This is a genomic window from Burkholderia sp. BKH01, assembly GCF_025685725.1.
Taxonomy (GTDB): domain Bacteria; phylum Pseudomonadota; class Gammaproteobacteria; order Burkholderiales; family Burkholderiaceae; genus Burkholderia; species Burkholderia pyrrocinia_C.
On record NZ_JAOTQT010000007.1, the window covers coordinates 69,489 to 86,965 of the forward strand.

Below are 17,477 nucleotides of genomic sequence, written 5' to 3' on the forward strand. Positions count from 1 at the left end.
CGACGCGCGCTTTCGCCGAATCCGCCATGCCGGGCCGCCGCGTCGAGAGCGACGCGGCGTGCGCGGCCGGCCCAACCCGAATCGAGCTCCCATGTCCATCCACGTCGCGCTGCATCACACCACCCGCTATCGTTACGACCGGCTCGTCAATCTCGGCCCGCAGGTCGTGCGGCTGCGGCCCGCGCCGCACTGCCGGACGCCGATCCTCGCGTATTCGATGACGGTCGAGCCCGCGCAGCATTTCGTCAACTGGCAGCAGGACCCGTTCTCGAACTATCTCGCGCGGCTCGTGTTTCCGGAGCGCACCGAATACTTCGAGATCACGATCGATCTCGTCGCCGAGATGTCGGTGTACAACCCGTTCGACTTCTTCCTGGAAGCGAGCGCGGAGCAATATCCGTTCAACTATGACGACGCGCTGAAGACCGAGCTCGCGCCGTATCTCGCATGCGATCCGCAGACGAGTGCATCGCCGCTGTTCCGCGCGTATGTCGACGGTGTCGACCGCACGCCGGCCGGCACCGTGAACTTCCTCGTCGCGCTGAACCAGCAGCTTCAGCACGACATCGGCTACCTCGTCCGGATGGAGCCGGGCGTACAGACGCCCGAACAGACGCTGAAACTCGCATCCGGCTCATGCCGCGACAGCGCGTGGCTGCTCGTGCAGCTTTGCCGCCATCTCGGCATCGCCGCGCGCTTCGTGTCGGGCTACCTGATCCAGCTCACGCCCGACGTGAAGTCGCTCGACGGCCCGAGCGGCACGTCGGTCGACTTCACCGACCTGCATGCGTGGTGCGAGGTCTACCTGCCGGGCGCCGGCTGGATCGGCTTCGATCCGACGTCGGGCCTGCTCGCCGGCGAAGGGCATATCCCGCTCGCGTGCACGCCGCAGCCGACGAGCGCCGCGCCGGTCGAGGGGCTGATCGACGAGTGCGAGGTGTCGTTCGAGCACGAGATGGCGGTGACGCGCGTGTACGAATCGCCGCGCGTGACGAAGCCGTATACGGAGTCGCAATGGGAGGCCGTGCGCACGCTCGGCACGCAGGTCGACGGCGCGCTGGCGGCCGGCGACGTGCGGCTCACGCAGGGCGGCGAGCCGACCTTCGTGTCGATCGACGATCGCGACGGCGCCGAGTGGAACACCGATGCGCTCGGCCCGACCAAGCGCGGTTATGCGACCGAGCTCGTGCAGCGGCTGCGCGCCGAATACGGCGACGGCGGCTTCCTGCATTTCGGGCAGGGCAAGTGGTATCCGGGCGAGCAACTGCCGCGCTGGGCGCTGTCGATCTTCTGGCGCGCGGACGGCCAGCCTGTGTGGCACGATCCGTCGCTGTTCGCCGACGAGCGCGAGCCGTCCGCATACACGACTGACGACGCGAAGCGCTTCATCGACGCGCTGGCCGCGCGCTTGAACCTGACCGGCGAATTCATCCTGCCCGGCTACGAGGACGTCTGGTACTACCTGTGGCGCGAGCGCCGGCTGCCGGTCAACGTCGATCCGTTCGACTCGCGCCTCGACGACGCGCTCGAACGCGCGCGGCTGCGCAAGGTGTTCGAGCAGCAGCTCGACAGCGTGGTCGGCTACGTGCTGCCGGTCAAGCGTACGGACGAGGACGACGCGCCGGGCCTCGACGGGCCTCGCTGGCAGACGGGCCCGTGGTTCTTCCGCGACGAGCGGATGTACCTCGTGCCCGGCGATTCGCCGATGGGCTATCGGTTGCCGCTCGATTCGCTGCCGTGGGCCGCCCGCGCCGACCATCCGTACCTGGTCGAGCGCGATCCGTTCGCGCCGCGCGCCGCGCTGCCGGAAGCCGCCGCCATCCGCGCGCGTTATACCGGCCCGGCCGACGCGCCGCGCTACCTGTCCGGCGTGCATCGCGAAGCGTTCGCGCAGACCGTGATGCAGTGGCGCAACGACGACGCGGCCAGCGGGCGGCATGCCGCGCAAGCGCACGACCCGCAGCGCCGGCCCGAGCGCTTCGAATCGGCCGCATGGATCACGCGCACCGCGCTGTGCGTCGAGGTGCGCAACGGAATCCTGTACCTGTTCATGCCGCCGCTCGCCGCGCTCGAGGATTATCTCGACCTGCTCGGCGCGATCGAGCTGACCGCGCACGCGCTCGGCGTGAAGCTCGTGCTCGAAGGCTATCCGCCCCCGCGCGACGCACGGCTGAAGCTGCTGCAGGTGACGCCCGATCCCGGCGTGATCGAGGTGAACATCCATCCGGCCGCGAGCTTCGACGAGCTCGTCGATCACACCGAATTCCTGTACGACGCCGCATGGCAGTCGCGGCTGTGCAGCGAGAAGTTCATGGTCGACGGCCGCCACGTCGGCACGGGCGGCGGCAACCACTTCGTGCTCGGCGGCGCGACGCCGGCCGACAGCCCGTTCCTGCGCCGCCCGGACCTGCTCGCGAGCCTGATCGCGTACTGGCACAACCATCCGTCGCTGTCGTACCTGTTCTCCGGGCTGTTCATCGGGCCGACGAGCCAGGCGCCGCGCGTCGACGAGGCGCGCAACGACCAGCTCTACGAACTCGACATCGCATTCGCGGAGATCCAGCGCAACAAGCTGCTGTACGGGCAGGACATGCCGCCGTGGCTCGTCGACCGCGTGCTGCGCAACCTGCTGATCGACGTCACGGGCAACACGCACCGCAGCGAGTTCTGCATCGACAAGCTGTATTCGCCCGATTCGTCGACCGGCCGGCTCGGGCTGCTCGAACTGCGCGCGTTCGAGATGCCGCCGCATGCGCGGATGAGCATCGTGCAGCAATTGCTGCTGCGCGCACTGGTCGCGCGTTTCTGGGCCGCGCCGTACACGACGCCGCTCACGCGCTGGGGCACCGCGCTGCACGACCGCTTCATGCTGCCCGCCTTCCTTCAGATGGATTTCGACGACGTGCTGGCCGAACTGCGCGACGCCGGTTTCGCGTTCGATCCGGCATGGTTCGCGCCGCACTTCGAATTCCGCTTCCCGCTGTTCGGCCAGATCGCGGTGAACGGGATGCAGCTGTCGCTGCGCGGCGCGCTGGAGCCGTGGCACGTGATGGGCGAGGAGGGCGCGCCCGGCGGCACGGTGCGCTACGTGGATTCGTCGGTCGAACGGCTCGAAGTGCGCGTGACGGGGCTCAACGACAACCGGCATGTCGTGACGGTCAACGGCCGTGCGCTGCCGCTGCAGCCGACCGGCACCGTCGGCGAATACGTTGCGGGCGTGCGCTACAAGGCGTGGGCGCCGCCGTCGGCGCTGCATCCGACCATCGGCGTGCATGCACCGCTCACGTTCGACATCGTCGATACGTGGCTGCAGCGCTCGCTCGGCGGCTGCCGCTATCACGTCGCGCATCCGGGCGGGCGCAACTACGCGACGTTCCCCGTCAATGCGTACGAGGCCGAGAGCCGCCGGCTCGCGCGCTTCGTCGAGATGGGGCACACGCCGGGGCGGATGGGCGTGTCGGCTGCCGCGCCGAGCCGCGAATTCCCGTTCACGCTCGACCTGCGGCGGCCGTGACGGGCCGATGAAGGGGCGGACGACGATGCGCGGTTCGCGACCTCCCGGCGCGCCGGCCGATCGCGGCCCTGCCGGAATGCTAGGATGCGGGCAGATTGCGGCCGCGCGCCGCGGCCCGCCGCCCGTGCGGCGGCGTGCATGCGCGCCCGCGCCCTGACGACGAAACGACACCGTGCAGCCCATTCACTCCGACCATCTCGCCGACCCGGACGCGATGCCCACGCTATTCGATACCGGCGCGCAGCCGGACGCCGCGGAACTGGCCGCCGCGCTCGCGGCGCCGGCGGCCGCTGGCCGTTACGACGAACTGCGCGGCAGCGCGGCCGGCCTGAACGCGCCTGCGCTCGCGCCCGCATGGCGCAGTTTCTTCACATCGATCGGCAGCGACGGCGTGGCCGACCTCGATCGCCGCGCCGATGCGCTGCACCGGCGCATGCGCGAGAACGGCCTGTTCTACCAGCTGCACGAGCAGCGTGCCGGCGACGGCGCGGCCGGCCCGTGGTCGCTCGACCTGCTGCCGCTGATCGTCACGCCGGAGGACTGGGTCGCGATCGAACGCGGCGTGCTGCAGCGCGTGCGGCTGCTCAACGCGACGATGGCCGACCTGTACGGGCCGCAGACGATCCTGCAGCGCGGGCTGCTGCCGCCCGCGCTCGTGACCGGCCATCCGGGCTACCTGCGTGCGATGCGCGGCGCGCGCGTGCCGGGCGACACGTGGCTGCACGTCGTCGCGTTCGATCTCGCGCGCGGCCCGGACGGGCAGTGGCGGATCGTTGCGCAGCACACGCAGGGCGCGGCCGGTCTCGGCTACCTGCTCGAAAACCGGCTGATCGTGTCGCGGCTCTTTCCGCGCGGGTTTCGCGGGCTGCGCGTGCAGCGGCTCGCGTCCGCATACCGCGCGCTGCTGCAGAGCATGCAGGCGCTCAGCCCGGCCCGCAAGAATTCGCGGATCGTGCTGCTGACGCCGGGGCCGCACAGCGCGACGTATTTCGAGCATGCGTATCTCGCGCGTTACCTCGGCCTCACGCTCGTCGAGGGCGGCGACCTGACCGCGCGCGACAACCGCGTGTTCCTGAAGACGCTGCGCGGGCTCGAACCCGTGCACGGCATCCTGCGGCGCGTCGACGATGCGTGGCTCGATCCGCTCGAACTGAGGCCCGATTCGATGCTCGGCGTGCCGGGGCTGTTGCAGGCCGTGCGCGCGGGCAACGTGCTGCTCGCGAACGCGCCGGGCTCGGGCTTCCTCGAATCGCCGGCCATGCTCGGCTTCATGCCGCGTCTCGCGGAAGGCTTGCTCGGCGAAACGCTGACGCTGCCGGCCGTGCATTCGTGGTGGTGCGGCGAGGCCGCCGCGTGCGACGACGCGCTGCCGCAACTGGCACGCGGCATCGTGAAGGCGTCGTATCCGGCCGACGTGCAGGCCGGCGGCCCGTTCGACCCGGTGATCGGCGCGCGGCTCACGCAGGCGCAGCTTGCCGACTGGCGTGCGCGGATACTCGCGCGGCCCGAACACTACACGGTGCAGGCCGACCTGCCGCTGTCGCAGGCGCCGACCTGGCCGGGGCACGGCACGTCCGACGGCAACGGCGGCGCGCGCATCGTGCCGAAGCCGCTGCTGCTGCGCGTGTTCGCGCTCGCCGACGGCGCGCAGCGCTGGCGGCTCCTGCCGGGCGGGCTGTCGCGGGTCGGCACGCGCGACACGCTGTTCAACGCGCCGATGCCGCGCGGCGGCAGCACCGTCGATACGTGGGTGATGACCGAAGGCATCGTCGATTCGACGACGCTGCTGCAGACGCACCTCGGCCCCGACGATCTCGTCGAGCGGCCGCGCGCGATCGCGAGCCGCGCGGCCGAGAACCTGTTCTGGCTCGGCCGCTACACCGAGCGCGCCACCAACCTGATGCGCCTCGCACGCGCCGCGCTCGAACGGCTGCGCGGCGAGGACGACGTCGACAGTCCCGCGCATCTGGAGCTGCTCGACACGCTGTGCCGCGACACGGGCCTGATCGCGGCCGATACGCCGAACGCCGTCGATGCGCCGCGCGCGTTCCAGCACGCGCTCGCGACGTCGTTGACGCGCGGCGCGGATCGCACATCGGGAATCGCGTCGTGCCTGTTCGGGATGCGCGGCGCCGCCGCCGCGATCCGCGAACGGCTGTCGAGCGATCAGTGGCGGCTGATCGACGACGCGACACAACTGTTCGCGGACAGCGCCGACCATCCGGAAGCCGACGAGCAGATCGGCAACGAGGCGCTGCAACTGCTGGAACGCCTCGGCCTGCTGCTCGGCGCGATCACGGGCGCGCAGACTGACCACATGACGCGCGACGACGGCTGGCGGCTGCTGTCGATCGGCCGGCAGATCGACCGGCTGGACTTCCTGTGCAGCGTGCTGAAGTTTGCGTTCGACGAAGGCGCCGTGTACCGGCAGGACGGCTTCGAGCTCGTGCTGGAGCTGTTCGACAGCACGATCACGTTCCGTTCGCGGTTCCAGCGCGGCTTCGACGTCGCGCCGCTGCTGTCGCTCGTCGTGCTCGATACCGACAACCCGCGCTCGCTCGGCTGGGTCGTGCAGGCGCTGCGCGGCCGGTTGGCGAAGGTCGAGCGCAGCGAAGGCTATGCACTGTCCGAGCTGGCCGAGACGATTCCGAACGTGCCCGCGTGGTCGCTGCACGAGCTGTGCGAAACCGTCGACGGCGGCCGGCACGACAAGCTGCTCGATCTGCTCGACGCGACGGTCAAGGCGGTCTGGGAGCTGTCGAACCGGATCGGCGAGCGTTATTTCAGCCACGTGCGCGAGGCGGGCAGGACGCTATGGTGACGACGAAAGGCACGACGAAAACGCCGCCCGGTTCCGGCAACGGACGACAGGCAGCGGCACCGGCCGCGCCGGCCGCACCCACCGCCATTGCGCACGGCCGATTGCTGCGCGTCACGCACGATACCGAATACCGTTACGCGGCGCGCGTCGAATCGGCACAGCACCAGGCGCGTTTGCAACCGCTCGCGACGCCGCGCCAGCAGGTGCTGTCGTTCTCGCTCGACATCCAGCCCGCGCCGGAATCGATCTGCACGGAGATCGATGCGTTCGGCAATGCGCGTGCATCGTTCGCGCTGAACCAGCCGCACGACGCGCTGCTCGTGCGCAGCCGCAGCACGGTGCGTGTGACGCCGCCCGTGTGGTCGCTCGGTGCGCGCGGCGAGCCGCCGCCCGCGATCGCGCATCCCGACGGAAAGCACGCGACTGCATGGGAAGCCGTGCGCGACCGCTTGCGGTTCCGCGCGGGGCAGCGTTACGACACGGCGAGCGAATTCGTGTTTGCGTCGCCGCACGTCGCGTGCGATCCCGAACTCGCCGCGTATGCGGCCGCGAGTTTCACGCCGCAGCGGCCGCTCGTGCAGGCCGCATGGGACCTGATGCGGCGCGTGCACGCCGATTTTGCGTACACGCCGAACAGCACCGACATCACGACGTCGGCACTCGATGCGCTGCGATTGCGCAAGGGCGTCTGCCAGGATTTCGCGCACGTGATGATCGGCGCGTTGCGCTCGCTCGGGCTGGCCGCGCGTTACGTGAGCGGTTATCTGCTCACGCAGCCGCCGCCCGGGCAGCCGCGGCTGATCGGCGCCGACGCGTCGCATGCGTGGGTCGACGTGTACGACCCGGCGTGGCCCGAGGACAACGGCTGGCTGCAGCTCGATCCGACCAACGACCGCGCGCCGGGCGACGACTACGTGATGCTGTCGATCGGCCGCGACTATGCGGACGTGACGCCGCTGCGCGGCGTGATTCGCGGCGGCGGCGCGGATCAGGAGCTGAAGGTCGGCGTGACGGTCGAGCCGCTCGACACGCCGTGATGTCGTGCGATGCCACCCGCCCGGGCGATTCGCCGTTTAAGTCTTCGTTAATTCTGCACGCCTAGCATGGTCGTGCCGGCGAACGGATCGAGCCTCGGTCCGGCGCCGGCGGCACGCGCGGGTGCGTCGACGTCACGGCGCCGCGCCGTCGCGCATCGCCATTCCCCAGCAACGGCGACAGATCATGATCAAGAACTTCGACTACACGCTTGGCAGCGAGACGATTGCGCTTTGCGCGAGCTTCGGCGCGGGGCCGGCGTTGCGGCGCGTGCTCGTGAGCCGCGCGGATTCGATGGAGACGCTGGTGGTGCTCGATGCGCGCGGCCTGTCGGGCTTGCTGAAGGTGGCGACCGAAGCACCGGAAGGGCTGCTCGACGATGCGATCCGCAAGGTCGGCGACGAACAGCTCGTCGAGCGGGCGATCAGCGGCAGGACGATCGTCGAAACCGCGCTTTGATCGGGCGGCGCGGTGCGTGTCGGCATGGTTGGCCGCACGCGCCGCGTTGCTTTGCGTTGTGTTGCGTCGATTACGCAGCGAACCGGTCCGTCGCCGCGAGCAGCGCTTCCAGGATCCCCGGCTCGTTGTACGCGTGCCCGGCGCCGGGCACGATCTCGAACGTCGCGTCCGGCCACGCCTTCGACAAATCCCATGCGGTGCGTGCGGGCGTTGCGATGTCGTAGCGGCCTTGCACGATCACGCCCGGAATGCCGGCGAGGCGATGCGCGTCGCGCAACAACTGGCCTTCTTCGACGAAGCCCTTGTTGACGAAGTAATGGTTTTCGATCCGCGCGAACGCGAGCGCGTAGTGGCCATCTGCAAAGTGCTCGGCGAGCGCCGGATCGGGCAGCAGCGTGATCGTGCGGCCTTCCCAGATGCTCCATGCGCGCGCGGCTTCGAGCTTCGCGGCTTCGTCTTCGCCCGTCAGCCGGCGATGGTAGGCGGCCATCAGGTCGCCGCGCTCGGCCTGCGGAATCGGTGCAAGGAACGCTTCCCACAGGTCGGGGAACAGCCACGACGCGCCTTCCTGGTAGTACCACAGCAATTCCGCGCGACGCATCGTGAAGATGCCGCGCACGATCAGCGCGCTCACGCGTTCGGGGTGCGTTTCCGCGTACGCGAGCGACAGCGCGCTGCCCCACGATCCGCCGAATACCAGCCATTGCTCTGCGCCGACCATCTCGCGCAGGCGTTCGATGTCGGCGACCAGATGCCACGTCGTGTTGTTCTCGAGGCTCGCATGCGGCGTCGAGCGCCCGCAGCCGCGCTGGTCGAACAGCAGGATGTCGTAGCGCTCCGGGTCGAACAGGCGGCGATGGTCGGGGCTGCAGCCCGCGCCGGGGCCGCCGTGCAGGAACACGGCGGGCTTGCCGGCCGGGTTGCCGCAGCGTTCCCAGTAAATGAGATGGCCGTCGCCGGTGTCGAGGTGGCCGTGGGCGTAGGGTTCGATCGGTGGGTACACAGACAGGCTCCGGGTAAGGGTCGACAGGAGGCGGACGAGGCGCGGGCCGGTGTGCGGGCGGGGCACGGTGCTGTGGATATTGCGGCGCCGCAAAAAACTCGTTGCGTGGGCATCGGACCGGCCGCCGCCGGACAAGGCTTGTCATTATGCCCATTCGCCGCCGCGGACGTCGGCTCGCCAGGGTGTGCGCCGTCGCCGGTGTTCGCCCCGGGATTTTTGAAGCAATTTCATTCCGATATTTTTCATACAAAATGCCGGCGGCATATCGGCGCGCCGACCGGGGCGCCTGCCTATCTCCTGCTTCTTTACCGTGCCAACGGGAACCAGCCGATGAACCATCGCGTCACGCAGTTGACCGGGTTGCGCGCCGTCGCGGTGTCGATGGTCGTCGTCGGCCATGCCGAGCATGTGCTGCCGGGTGGCTACACGGGCTGGTACGCGCCGTTGCGGCTGATCGCCGACGGCCGGCTCGGCGTGCTGATCTTCTTCGTCCTCAGCGGTTTCCTGATCACCAACGTGCTGCGCGCCGAGTTCGCGCGCACGGGCGGCATCGCGCTGACGTCGTTCTACGTGCGCCGCGCGCTGCGGATCTGGCCGGCCTGTTATGTCTATCTCGCCGCGGTTGCGATCGTGGCCTTCGCCGGCTGGTTCGACGTCGATCGCCGGCAGTGGCTGTATGCCGCGCTGCACCTGTGGAATTACTCGGCGTGGTTCGGGCTGACCGGCGACAACGCGCTGCATCCGGACGGCGCGTGGTATCTCGGCCATTTCTGGTCGCTCGCGCTCGAGGAGCAGTTCTACTGGTTCTGGCCGCTGCTGTTCGTGTACGGCGTCCGCCGCGGCGGCACGCGCTGGCTTGCCGCGCTGATCCTGACCGTGCCGCTGGTGCGCGCCGTCACGTATTTCGTTGCGCCGGCGCTGCGCGGGCAGCTCGGGATGATGCTCCACACGGGCGTCGATCCGATCCTGATCGGCTGCTATGCGTCGCTCAACCGCGAACGGCTCGAAGCGTGGATCCGTTCGTGGCGCGGCGAGACTCGGATCGTGACGGCGATTGTCTTCATCGTGCTGCTCGGCATGCCGCTCGCCGAACATCGGCTCGGCGGCTTCTGGAATGCGACGTACGGCGTGACGCTCGAAGCCGCGCTGATCGCGATCGTGATCGTCGTGCTGAATTTCCGTGGCGAGTTCTGGTGCGCGCGCTGGCTGCGCGCGCGGCCGGTCGTGTTCATCGGCACGATCTCGTTCAGCCTTTATCTGTGGCAGCAGCCGTTCGCGAACCCGGACCTGCCGGTCGCGCATGTGTTTCCGCTCGGCATCGTGTGGGCGCTGCTGGCCGCGACGGCTAGTTATTTCCTCGTCGAGAAGCCGTTCCTGAGGTTGAAGGATCGGTATACGGCGCGCGAGGCGCGGCGCGTGCGTGATGACGCGTTGCTGAGGCCGGTGGCGACCGACGCGATCGGGCCGAAGGTGGTGGAGTAGGTGGTCTCGGTCCGGCCCGCCGCTGCGTTACTTGAAGCGCTTCATTGCCCCAGGCGAATACCAGAAGTTCCGGAACATATCGATCCCGTACGACTTGCCGTCGTAGTGGACGATCGTGCGCGCGGTGCGCTTGCCCGTCTCCGCGTAATCGCGGTCCTTGCGCTGCGTCCTGGTGATGTGCGCTGTGATCGACAGATCGGCGAAGCCGTGGCTCGACGTCTTCTCGACTGCGATCGTCATGCGGGCATCTTCGCTGCTCGCGTCACCGACGCCCGGGCCGCAAGCTTCGCCTTGGATGCTGACCCATCCGTAGAGGTTGGTGCCGAACACTGGACGGATGCGGTTGCCGTCGCGCACCCATAGCGTCAGTTCCTCGCTCGCGTCGGCATCGGGGCAACTCGGGCCGCGCGCGGCGCTTGTGAATACGACCCCGAACGCGCGCACATCCGGCGATAACCGGTAGGGTGCCGTGTCGATACGATAGCTGTTCTCGCCGATTTCCGTCGCTGCATCTTCCTGAACCATCGACCGCTCGGCCGCCACGACCTTGCCGCCCTCGACGAGCGCAACGACCTGCAGCTTGCTGCTTTCGTCCGGGTTCTTGCTTTTCGGAAGCGAATCGAACGCGGCGGCCGCGATCGTCGTGCCCGGCTCGTTCGGCATGACCTTGCACGCCGACGCGACGACGAGCCGGTCCGCGTCGCGCGTGGCGATGCGTGCGCTCGCGATGCCGGCCCAGCGGGCGACGGCTGTGACGGTATCGTCACCGCAAGGCTGGCGGTCGGCGGCGTGAGCGGTGGGAGCGGCGGCGAGCGCCAGCAAAGGAACGAAGCGATGGATTTTCATGGTCTCGATGGGAAAACGGGTTCTTCGCAGATTTCCTGGGAGCGCGGGGTAGGGAGTCGGTTTTCGGCCAGGAAGAGACACTCGCTACAAGTACGGAGATGGTTGACAATGCTTCGTTCAAGAGTTCGATTGCCACGCGTTCGCACATGACGACCGAATCACTAATCTAGGCCGCCCCGAAATGAGACACTCCCTCGGATATCTGCATGAGATTTGGCTATGCCCCAACGGGCACGGACAATCGCTTCCAGCATGCATTCCATATGGACCAGATGGCGACGCAGCACGTGCGCTTAATGAACCTGGAAGTGAATGGGTCTGGACATTCTGGACGCGTTCACATGCAGAGACTATGGCTGTCTACTATGAATTTGTAGGCTACGGAGAATATAGCGTGCAGGCCGATCTTGATCGGCAACCCTATTCACCCGCTGCGTACGAGCGCCAGTCGGCCTACTTGCTTCGAGACGGCTCGCTGAGGGCCTCAAGCTCAGAGGTCCGGCGCTGACCGCCAGTGAACAAATGGCGGATACGATGTTCCGCCAAGGAAGGCCAGAAATACTTCCACGACCTGATCGGCCGTGAACCATTCATCTGAGCGCATCGGAAGGTTGCCCGCTCGGAAGACCAGGATCGTGCCGTCAGGGCGTACCGGCGAAGGTTTGTTATGGAAGGCTCTCCATCGTTGCGCGCCGAATTCAAAGCGCTCGATCATACAGCTGGCGCCACCGCCGGCTACTTGCACGTAATTGCCTGCATCGTCAGTCAATGACGCATAGGATGACTTGCCGTAGCTTCGCAGCGACTTAAGCGCACGTGTAACCTGTATCGGAGTCGGCACGGTGTTTACCGGTCTGCCCTCGATTTCGAGTTTCATAGTTGATCTATCTCGATCCGTCTCAATCAGATGCGAATCATACCAACGCGGAAACCCAACAACGAATGGCCGCTATCGGTGCATTCGGAAGACCTCTTCGGGTCGGATAGCGCCCGCCGGAAGAGGCGCACACTCAATCTTCCCTTCGCTTGTAAGGAGATTGTCATGAAATCCGAGAATGTCGTTGTTGTCCACCGTGTGCCGTGGAACAAGGGCAAGCTGACCCGGCAGAAGCCGCCGTTAGAGCTCCGGGAAATCTGGGCGATCCGGACGAGACTTCAGATGGCGTCGAACGTTCGTCAACTCTCCGCTGACGGCCTGCGCGAAGGAAGCCGCGTCGCGCTCGGGCGGCTGGTGGATGCGTTCGAACTTGCGACAAAATGCATCGCCGCCTGGAACGCCTTTGTGATAACCAATGTGTGACGGCGAAGGCCGCAGTGACGGAGGAGAGGTCATTGGAAGGAAACATTCCCATTGTGCGAGACGAGGCCACGGTCGATCGCATCCTCCGCGCGTATTGCCATCTCTTTCCAGAGATCACGCCCGAGTTAAACTCCTATTGGAACTTCGCGCGGACACCGCGCCATGGCTTGCTGCCCTTCCTGACGAGCAACTTCCTCGAAGCGCATTACGGTCAGTACCTGTCGCTGCACCGACATATCGAAGGCATGCGACAGGACCTCTCGCTTCAAGAGAGGGCGGCCGAGTTGATGGATGCTTCGCGGCGCGCAGGCGTGGGGCTCTCGATTGGTCTGTCGCCTTGGACCGATGATGCGCTTCTGGACACGTGGGACGCGTCAAAGCGCGAGGCCGTTATTGTCTTAGGACACGACTGGTATCCGATCGTCTCACTCAAAAAGGACGGGAGGCTACACGATCCGGATTCGCCGCTTTGGCGATACGGCAGCCTGCATGAAGCTCCGCCGAGATATCGAGTCGGTATCCCGCCTGCGGTCCTTAGCAAGACGCCAGTGGTACTGTTCCTCAACCTTGTGCCGGATTTCCGACCGGTCGGGGCCAAAACCACGGGCACCCTTAGGGGCTACGACGACTGGCTGTGCGGTTTCGACGCAGTGCTGCGTTCCGTCTGCCGTGTTTACGAGAGGGTCTCGATCGTATCTTGGGGGGCTAACACATGGAACGCTGTTAAGCCCAAGCTCGACGCGCGGTTCAAGCGCCAAAGCATCATGTGCCACGCCAAGGAAGCGATGGGTGTGCCTTCGCGCTACATGGCGGCCGATCGGTCGATCCCTTTTCTGGCGCTCCCGCACCCGTCCTTCCGGTCCAACTGGAATCAAAACGCCCTCTCGCACGCGGCTGCTGGCTTTCAGGCGCTGGGCTTGGTCGACGCATCCCCGAGAGCGTGAGCGCCAACCGTTGTGCCCGTCATGCTGCGGAATGCTGAGTCGGCAACGCATGCACCTTGAGACGGAAGTGCATAACGTGAGCGAGTCAAATCGCGTCGATACATCCCGTGCGGTGAATCGGAGGTCGCGACTGTCTAGATGCGGCCATTTTCAGTCACTCGACATGGCCGTGTAGTTCGTTGACAATCGGCTTTTCCGAAGTTGGTCGCGCTTGTTAAAAGCAAGTCAACGGTATGTGCTTCAGTCGGCGCTGTCGACAGCGATCGACACCAGAATTACTCCGATCACCATACGGATGAGAAAAACAGGAACGGGAGCAAGAATGCATATCGGCGCATCGGCGTCCAGCCCCCATCGCGTAGCGTTCGGCGTCGCCATGGCGCTGACATTGTCGTGGTTCACCGCTGCGCAAGCGCAGAGTTGCGCACCTGATAGCGTGGCGCCCGAGTGCTTGCTGCAGCGTAGTCAAGATGAATTTCAGCAAGCAGACGACGAATTGAACCGCACTTACCAAAAGGTTTTGAAGTCGATGTCTCGGCCACGTGACGAGTACGTCAACTATCCGGTACTCAAGGTGAAATTTGTCGAGGCTCAGCGGCAATGGGTCCGTTTTCTCGGTAACGAGTGTACCGCTTGGTATCTGATAAACGAGGCAGGTGCAGATCGCAATCTTGATCTACTGACTTGCGAAATCGACAGAACACGTGATCGTACGCGTGAATTAAACGCGTGGCTTAAGCAAGTGAGTCATGATTAGCGCAGCGCTAGATGAAGACAGCGCTACCAAGGTTGACGGATATTGTAGAGAGGCTGATTCACTCAGCGAACAAAAAGCACCGACCGCGACGATCTGAAGGCTATGCAACTGCCGTCGCCGTCTCGTTGATTGGATAGGGTCGTTAATTCGATGAGTTTTTTGCAAAATCGAGAACTTGTGGATGCCCTGACCTCGCTGCCGGAGCGGCAGCTGGTCGAAGTGATCGCTTTGGCGTTGGAGGCACGCGAGGCCAAAGGGGGATGTCCGGAATGGCAGTCCGGCCAAACTCGTGCTCGCTGAGGCTCACCGATTGAATGAGACGTCCGCCGTGCCATCACCTTGGACGCTTCTTGTGCTCGCGCGGCCTCAATCTTCCGACGAATTTGTCGACGAGGAGTGCGGGCCAAGCCAAGAGGGGACTTGCTGCGGACTGACGCTCGTCAGCTACGCCAAACGCATCGTTTGTCCTGTTTGTGGTCGACCGGCTAGCGCAACCTAAGTGAGCCGCCAAGTGTTGGCTTTGGGCGTTTAGGTCGCAATTCGTATGCCGACAAAAGGGGCAGCTACTCGGCCGGGCGTATCGGGTAGCTTCCGGCCAGGAGCGGACCTTCGATCTTAAAGAGTTGCCGACGTATCATGCGACAGATTTGGACAACCAGGATGACTTGAGATGACCCAATACAGTACCCACGAAGAATTCGCTCAGTCAGTACGTCGACAGGTCGTCTCAACAGCGCAGGCGATGCTCGACGGGCAGTTGAGCTTTCTGATCGGTTCGCGACGACTAGCTGGCTTGCGCCATGAGGCCAATGCGGCTGCCGACGACACAGACTTCTTGGTTTTCGTTGCTATCGATTCAGCAACCGATGCGTAACCACTTGGTGCGGTCCGAGAGCATTGGGAGCAAAATGCCCTTGCCAAACTTGAGCCGGAAATCAAAGAAGCTGAACTGTGGGCATCTACGGTAGGAACCGATGCATGCAAGTCGTTGATTGCACGATTTGGTCAGTAGAGACCAACGTGAAGGTCCGCAACGTGTCGGCAGCGGTCAGTCGCTTTTGACCGCTGCCTGCCGATTCCGGTCACTTACTCTCGGGTGTTCCCGGACATTCAAATGATGGTTCTGTTTTCGATACGTGACAGTGGCTGCCCTTCGCTTTTAGTCCTATGATATAAATTAATCGAATCCCGCAGTCCGGCGTCAGACCCTTAGTGAATAGGACGTCCAGCCTATCCACAGCGCGTCCTCAAGCTTCAATGTTTGCTTGTGAGGGATTGTCATGAAACTGCACTCGTTGAAGATTGACGGTTATAAGCGTGTTCAATCGGTGAAACTGCTTTTTGGCGACGCGACTTTCCTCATCGGGCCCAACAATGCTGGCAAGAGCACTGTCCTAAAAGCCATTGAGTGGCTGCTATCAGCCAAGAAGGCAATTCCCAGCTCTGAGTACTTTTCGGTTGTTGACGGCGAGACGGGGGAAACAAAGCCCATTGTGGATACTATAACATTGGAAGCTGAGTTCCGAAATCTTCCCTTGGAAGCGAAACAGTGGAGGGGATTTAAAGGGCGTATTTTCTCTTACCCAACGGACGACGAATCAGATACTGGCCTATCGGTGACCTATCGAAAGACCTTTTCACTTGGAAAAGATGTTGTCATCGAATTTAGGTCAAAGGATCGTGAAATTAAGCCAGAATTTTCCGACTACAAGACAGGGCAAGATCTCATTGACAAAGGGGTGCCGTCGGCGGAGGTCAAAGAGCTATTTGCCGATCTCGGAGCAAAGATCGGCTCAAGCAAAGGCGCACTTGAAAAGCTGGAGCAGCTCGACGCAATTTGGGATACCAAAGATTCGGAAACTTGGTTTCAAAATCCTGGAGGTATTCCAGGCGTGGTCCTGAAGATGCTGCCACGATTCCTCCTCATACCTGCCGATACGTCCGTGGCTGAGATTGAGGGCGCTTCATCAGGCGTACTCGGAAAGACTCTTAATGAGCTGTTTGAGGATGTTCGGAATGCGTCTGAAAATTACAACAAGGCGCAGGAGTATTTGGATAAGCTGGCTCTTGAGCTCGATCCAGGGGATAGTGGCTCGGAATTCGGAAAAATGATTATTGAGCTAAATTCGGTGCTTAGCGGTGTATTTCCCGAATCACAACTCCATGCCACTGCAAAGCTGAACGACCCGAATACCGCCCTCAGGCCGACATTCAATGTCGAGATGTCTAGTAACGTCAGGACTCCGGTTGCTCACCAGGGTTCCGGAATGATTCGGGCTGCTGCATTTGGCATGCTTCGATTTAGGCAAAGGTGGCTTTCTCGAAGAGAGGATGATCACGCTCGATCACTTATCGTTTGTTTTGAGGAGCCGGAAATCTATCTTCATCCAAGTGCCGCCAATCAAATGCGCGACACTATTTATGAGTTGAGTGGGAAGGAATCACAGATTGTTGCTACCACGCACTCCCCATTCATCATTGATTTGTCGAGAAAGCCAAGACAGATATTGAATAGCCTGAGATTTGACGAGTCAGGAATAACGTCTTCACCGTTCAATGTGACGGATGCCTTTCTTGCTCTTGAAGAAGATGCAAGACAGCATGTAAAAATGCTTCTGCGCGTTGACGATCATGTCGCCAGAGTGTTCTTTACAAGGAACGTTCTCATTGTTGAGGGGGATACAGAAGAGATAGTTATCAAAGAGACTCTTAAGCGCCTGCCGAAAGATCGTTATCTTAAAATTATATCTAATTTTGAAATAATCAAAGCAAGAGGAAAGGCATCAATTATTGGGCTTGTTAAGTACCTTGTTGCCATGGGTATTTCTCCCATTGTTGTTCATGATCGCGACAATGGCATAGTTGGGGCTGAGATATTTAACCAGCCAATTGCTGACGCACTTTCTGGCAAGGGTAAAGTCGTCCAGATGCATGAGAACATTGAAGGGGAAATAGGGTACACAGCACCGTCCTCAGAAAAGCCTTTTAGGGCATACCAGGAAACGCAGAAGTGGGGCAATGATTGGGACGGAGTCCCAGAAGCATGGCGGGCAAAGATGGTCGAAATATTTGGAGAATACGTCGAAAACCTTGGCTCAAATCTCTAGGCTCAAGCTGCGCCGATTGTTGTTACCCATATAGGTGCGCTTGCGCCTGTAGATGGAGGCGGCACCTGAAGCAGCGCGCTTAGTTTCGCAGATTGACCCCACACCACGCATCGGGTGTCCTTCTGCTTGGGCCAACGTCTCTTTACTAGTCGAGAGCCGCCCGCAAAACGCCGCTGGATCAGCAGGCCGCTTCGGGTCGACAAACGCCA

The 17,477-nt window shown here is 63.6% G+C and carries 13 protein-coding genes and 1 pseudogene; 11 read left to right on the plus strand and 3 right to left on the minus strand.

Translation table 11 applies throughout. From position 1 onward, the window contains the following. Positions 1–91 precede the first annotated feature (91 nt). The 4 genes from OEJ37_RS13580 to OEJ37_RS13595 all read left to right on the plus strand — a co-directional run bounded on the left by OEJ37_RS13580 (position 92) and on the right by OEJ37_RS13595 (position 7,829). Positions 92–3,514: a DUF2126 domain-containing protein gene (locus OEJ37_RS13580; protein WP_263344543.1), complete on the plus strand. Its 3,423-nt coding sequence runs from the start codon at positions 92–94 to the stop codon at positions 3,512–3,514. A 214-nt stretch (positions 3,515–3,728) separates the two neighbouring features. Continuing rightward, the gene (locus tag OEJ37_RS13585; protein ID WP_174421009.1) at positions 3,729–6,335 is read left to right on the plus strand and encodes a circularly permuted type 2 ATP-grasp protein; all 2,607 of its coding nucleotides are present in this window, start codon (positions 3,729–3,731) and stop codon (positions 6,333–6,335) included. After that, positions 6,329–7,372, plus strand: a complete 1,044-nt coding sequence (locus OEJ37_RS13590) for a transglutaminase family protein (protein ID WP_263344544.1) — start codon at positions 6,329–6,331, stop codon at positions 7,370–7,372. Before OEJ37_RS13585 ends, OEJ37_RS13590 begins: the two co-directional genes overlap by 7 nt. A 184-nt stretch (positions 7,373–7,556) precedes the next feature. Then, positions 7,557–7,829, plus strand: coding sequence for a hypothetical protein (locus OEJ37_RS13595; protein ID WP_174420989.1), 273 nt, complete (start codon positions 7,557–7,559; stop codon positions 7,827–7,829). Between the two features lie 70 nt (positions 7,830–7,899). On the opposite strand, the gene pip is transcribed toward OEJ37_RS13595, so the two are convergent. Beyond that, entirely contained in the window at positions 7,900–8,832 is a 933-nt protein-coding gene (gene pip / locus OEJ37_RS13600) for a prolyl aminopeptidase (RefSeq protein WP_263344545.1), read from the minus strand. A gap of 330 nt (positions 8,833–9,162) precedes the next feature. On the opposite strand from pip, the gene OEJ37_RS13605 reads away from it, so the two are divergent. Then, positions 9,163–10,314, plus strand: a complete 1,152-nt coding sequence (locus OEJ37_RS13605; protein ID WP_263344546.1) for an acyltransferase family protein — start codon at positions 9,163–9,165, stop codon at positions 10,312–10,314. A 27-nt stretch (positions 10,315–10,341) separates the two neighbouring features. Here OEJ37_RS13605 and OEJ37_RS13610 read toward each other — a convergent pair whose 3' ends face one another. After that, positions 10,342–11,160: a multidrug ABC transporter ATPase gene (locus OEJ37_RS13610; protein ID WP_263344638.1), complete on the minus strand. Its 819-nt coding sequence runs from the start codon at positions 11,158–11,160 to the stop codon at positions 10,342–10,344. A 490-nt stretch (positions 11,161–11,650) separates the two neighbouring features. Further along, the gene (locus tag OEJ37_RS13615; RefSeq protein WP_124904063.1) at positions 11,651–12,037 is read right to left on the minus strand and encodes a hypothetical protein; all 387 of its coding nucleotides are present in this window, start codon (positions 12,035–12,037) and stop codon (positions 11,651–11,653) included. A 165-nt stretch (positions 12,038–12,202) separates the two neighbouring features. On the opposite strand from OEJ37_RS13615, the pseudogene OEJ37_RS13620 reads away from it, so the two are divergent. From OEJ37_RS13620 to OEJ37_RS13645, 6 genes and pseudogenes are all read left to right on the plus strand, one after another. Continuing rightward, positions 12,203–12,376 (plus strand): annotated as a pseudogene (locus OEJ37_RS13620) (integrase); the annotation flags it as partial. A gap of 116 nt (positions 12,377–12,492) precedes the next feature. Beyond that, positions 12,493–13,404 carry a hypothetical protein gene (locus tag OEJ37_RS13625; protein WP_263344547.1) on the plus strand — a complete coding sequence of 304 codons (912 nt, stop codon included), beginning with the start codon at positions 12,493–12,495 and terminating at the stop codon, positions 13,402–13,404. Between the two features lie 322 nt (positions 13,405–13,726). Continuing rightward, positions 13,727–14,161 (plus strand): lysozyme inhibitor LprI family protein, encoded by a 435-nt coding sequence (locus OEJ37_RS13630; RefSeq protein ID WP_263344548.1) that lies wholly within the window; start codon positions 13,727–13,729, stop codon positions 14,159–14,161. 150 nt (positions 14,162–14,311) lie between these two features. Continuing rightward, on the plus strand, positions 14,312–14,461 hold the full coding sequence (locus OEJ37_RS13635; RefSeq protein WP_263344549.1) for a hypothetical protein: 150 nt from the start codon (positions 14,312–14,314) through the stop codon (positions 14,459–14,461). Between the two features lie 370 nt (positions 14,462–14,831). Further along, entirely contained in the window at positions 14,832–15,035 is a 204-nt protein-coding gene (locus OEJ37_RS13640; RefSeq protein ID WP_263344550.1) for a hypothetical protein, read from the plus strand. A 406-nt stretch (positions 15,036–15,441) separates the two neighbouring features. After that, positions 15,442–17,268 carry an ATP-dependent nuclease gene (locus OEJ37_RS13645; RefSeq protein ID WP_263344551.1) on the plus strand — a complete coding sequence of 609 codons (1,827 nt, stop codon included), beginning with the start codon at positions 15,442–15,444 and terminating at the stop codon, positions 17,266–17,268. The last annotated feature ends 209 nt before the right edge of the window (positions 17,269–17,477 follow it).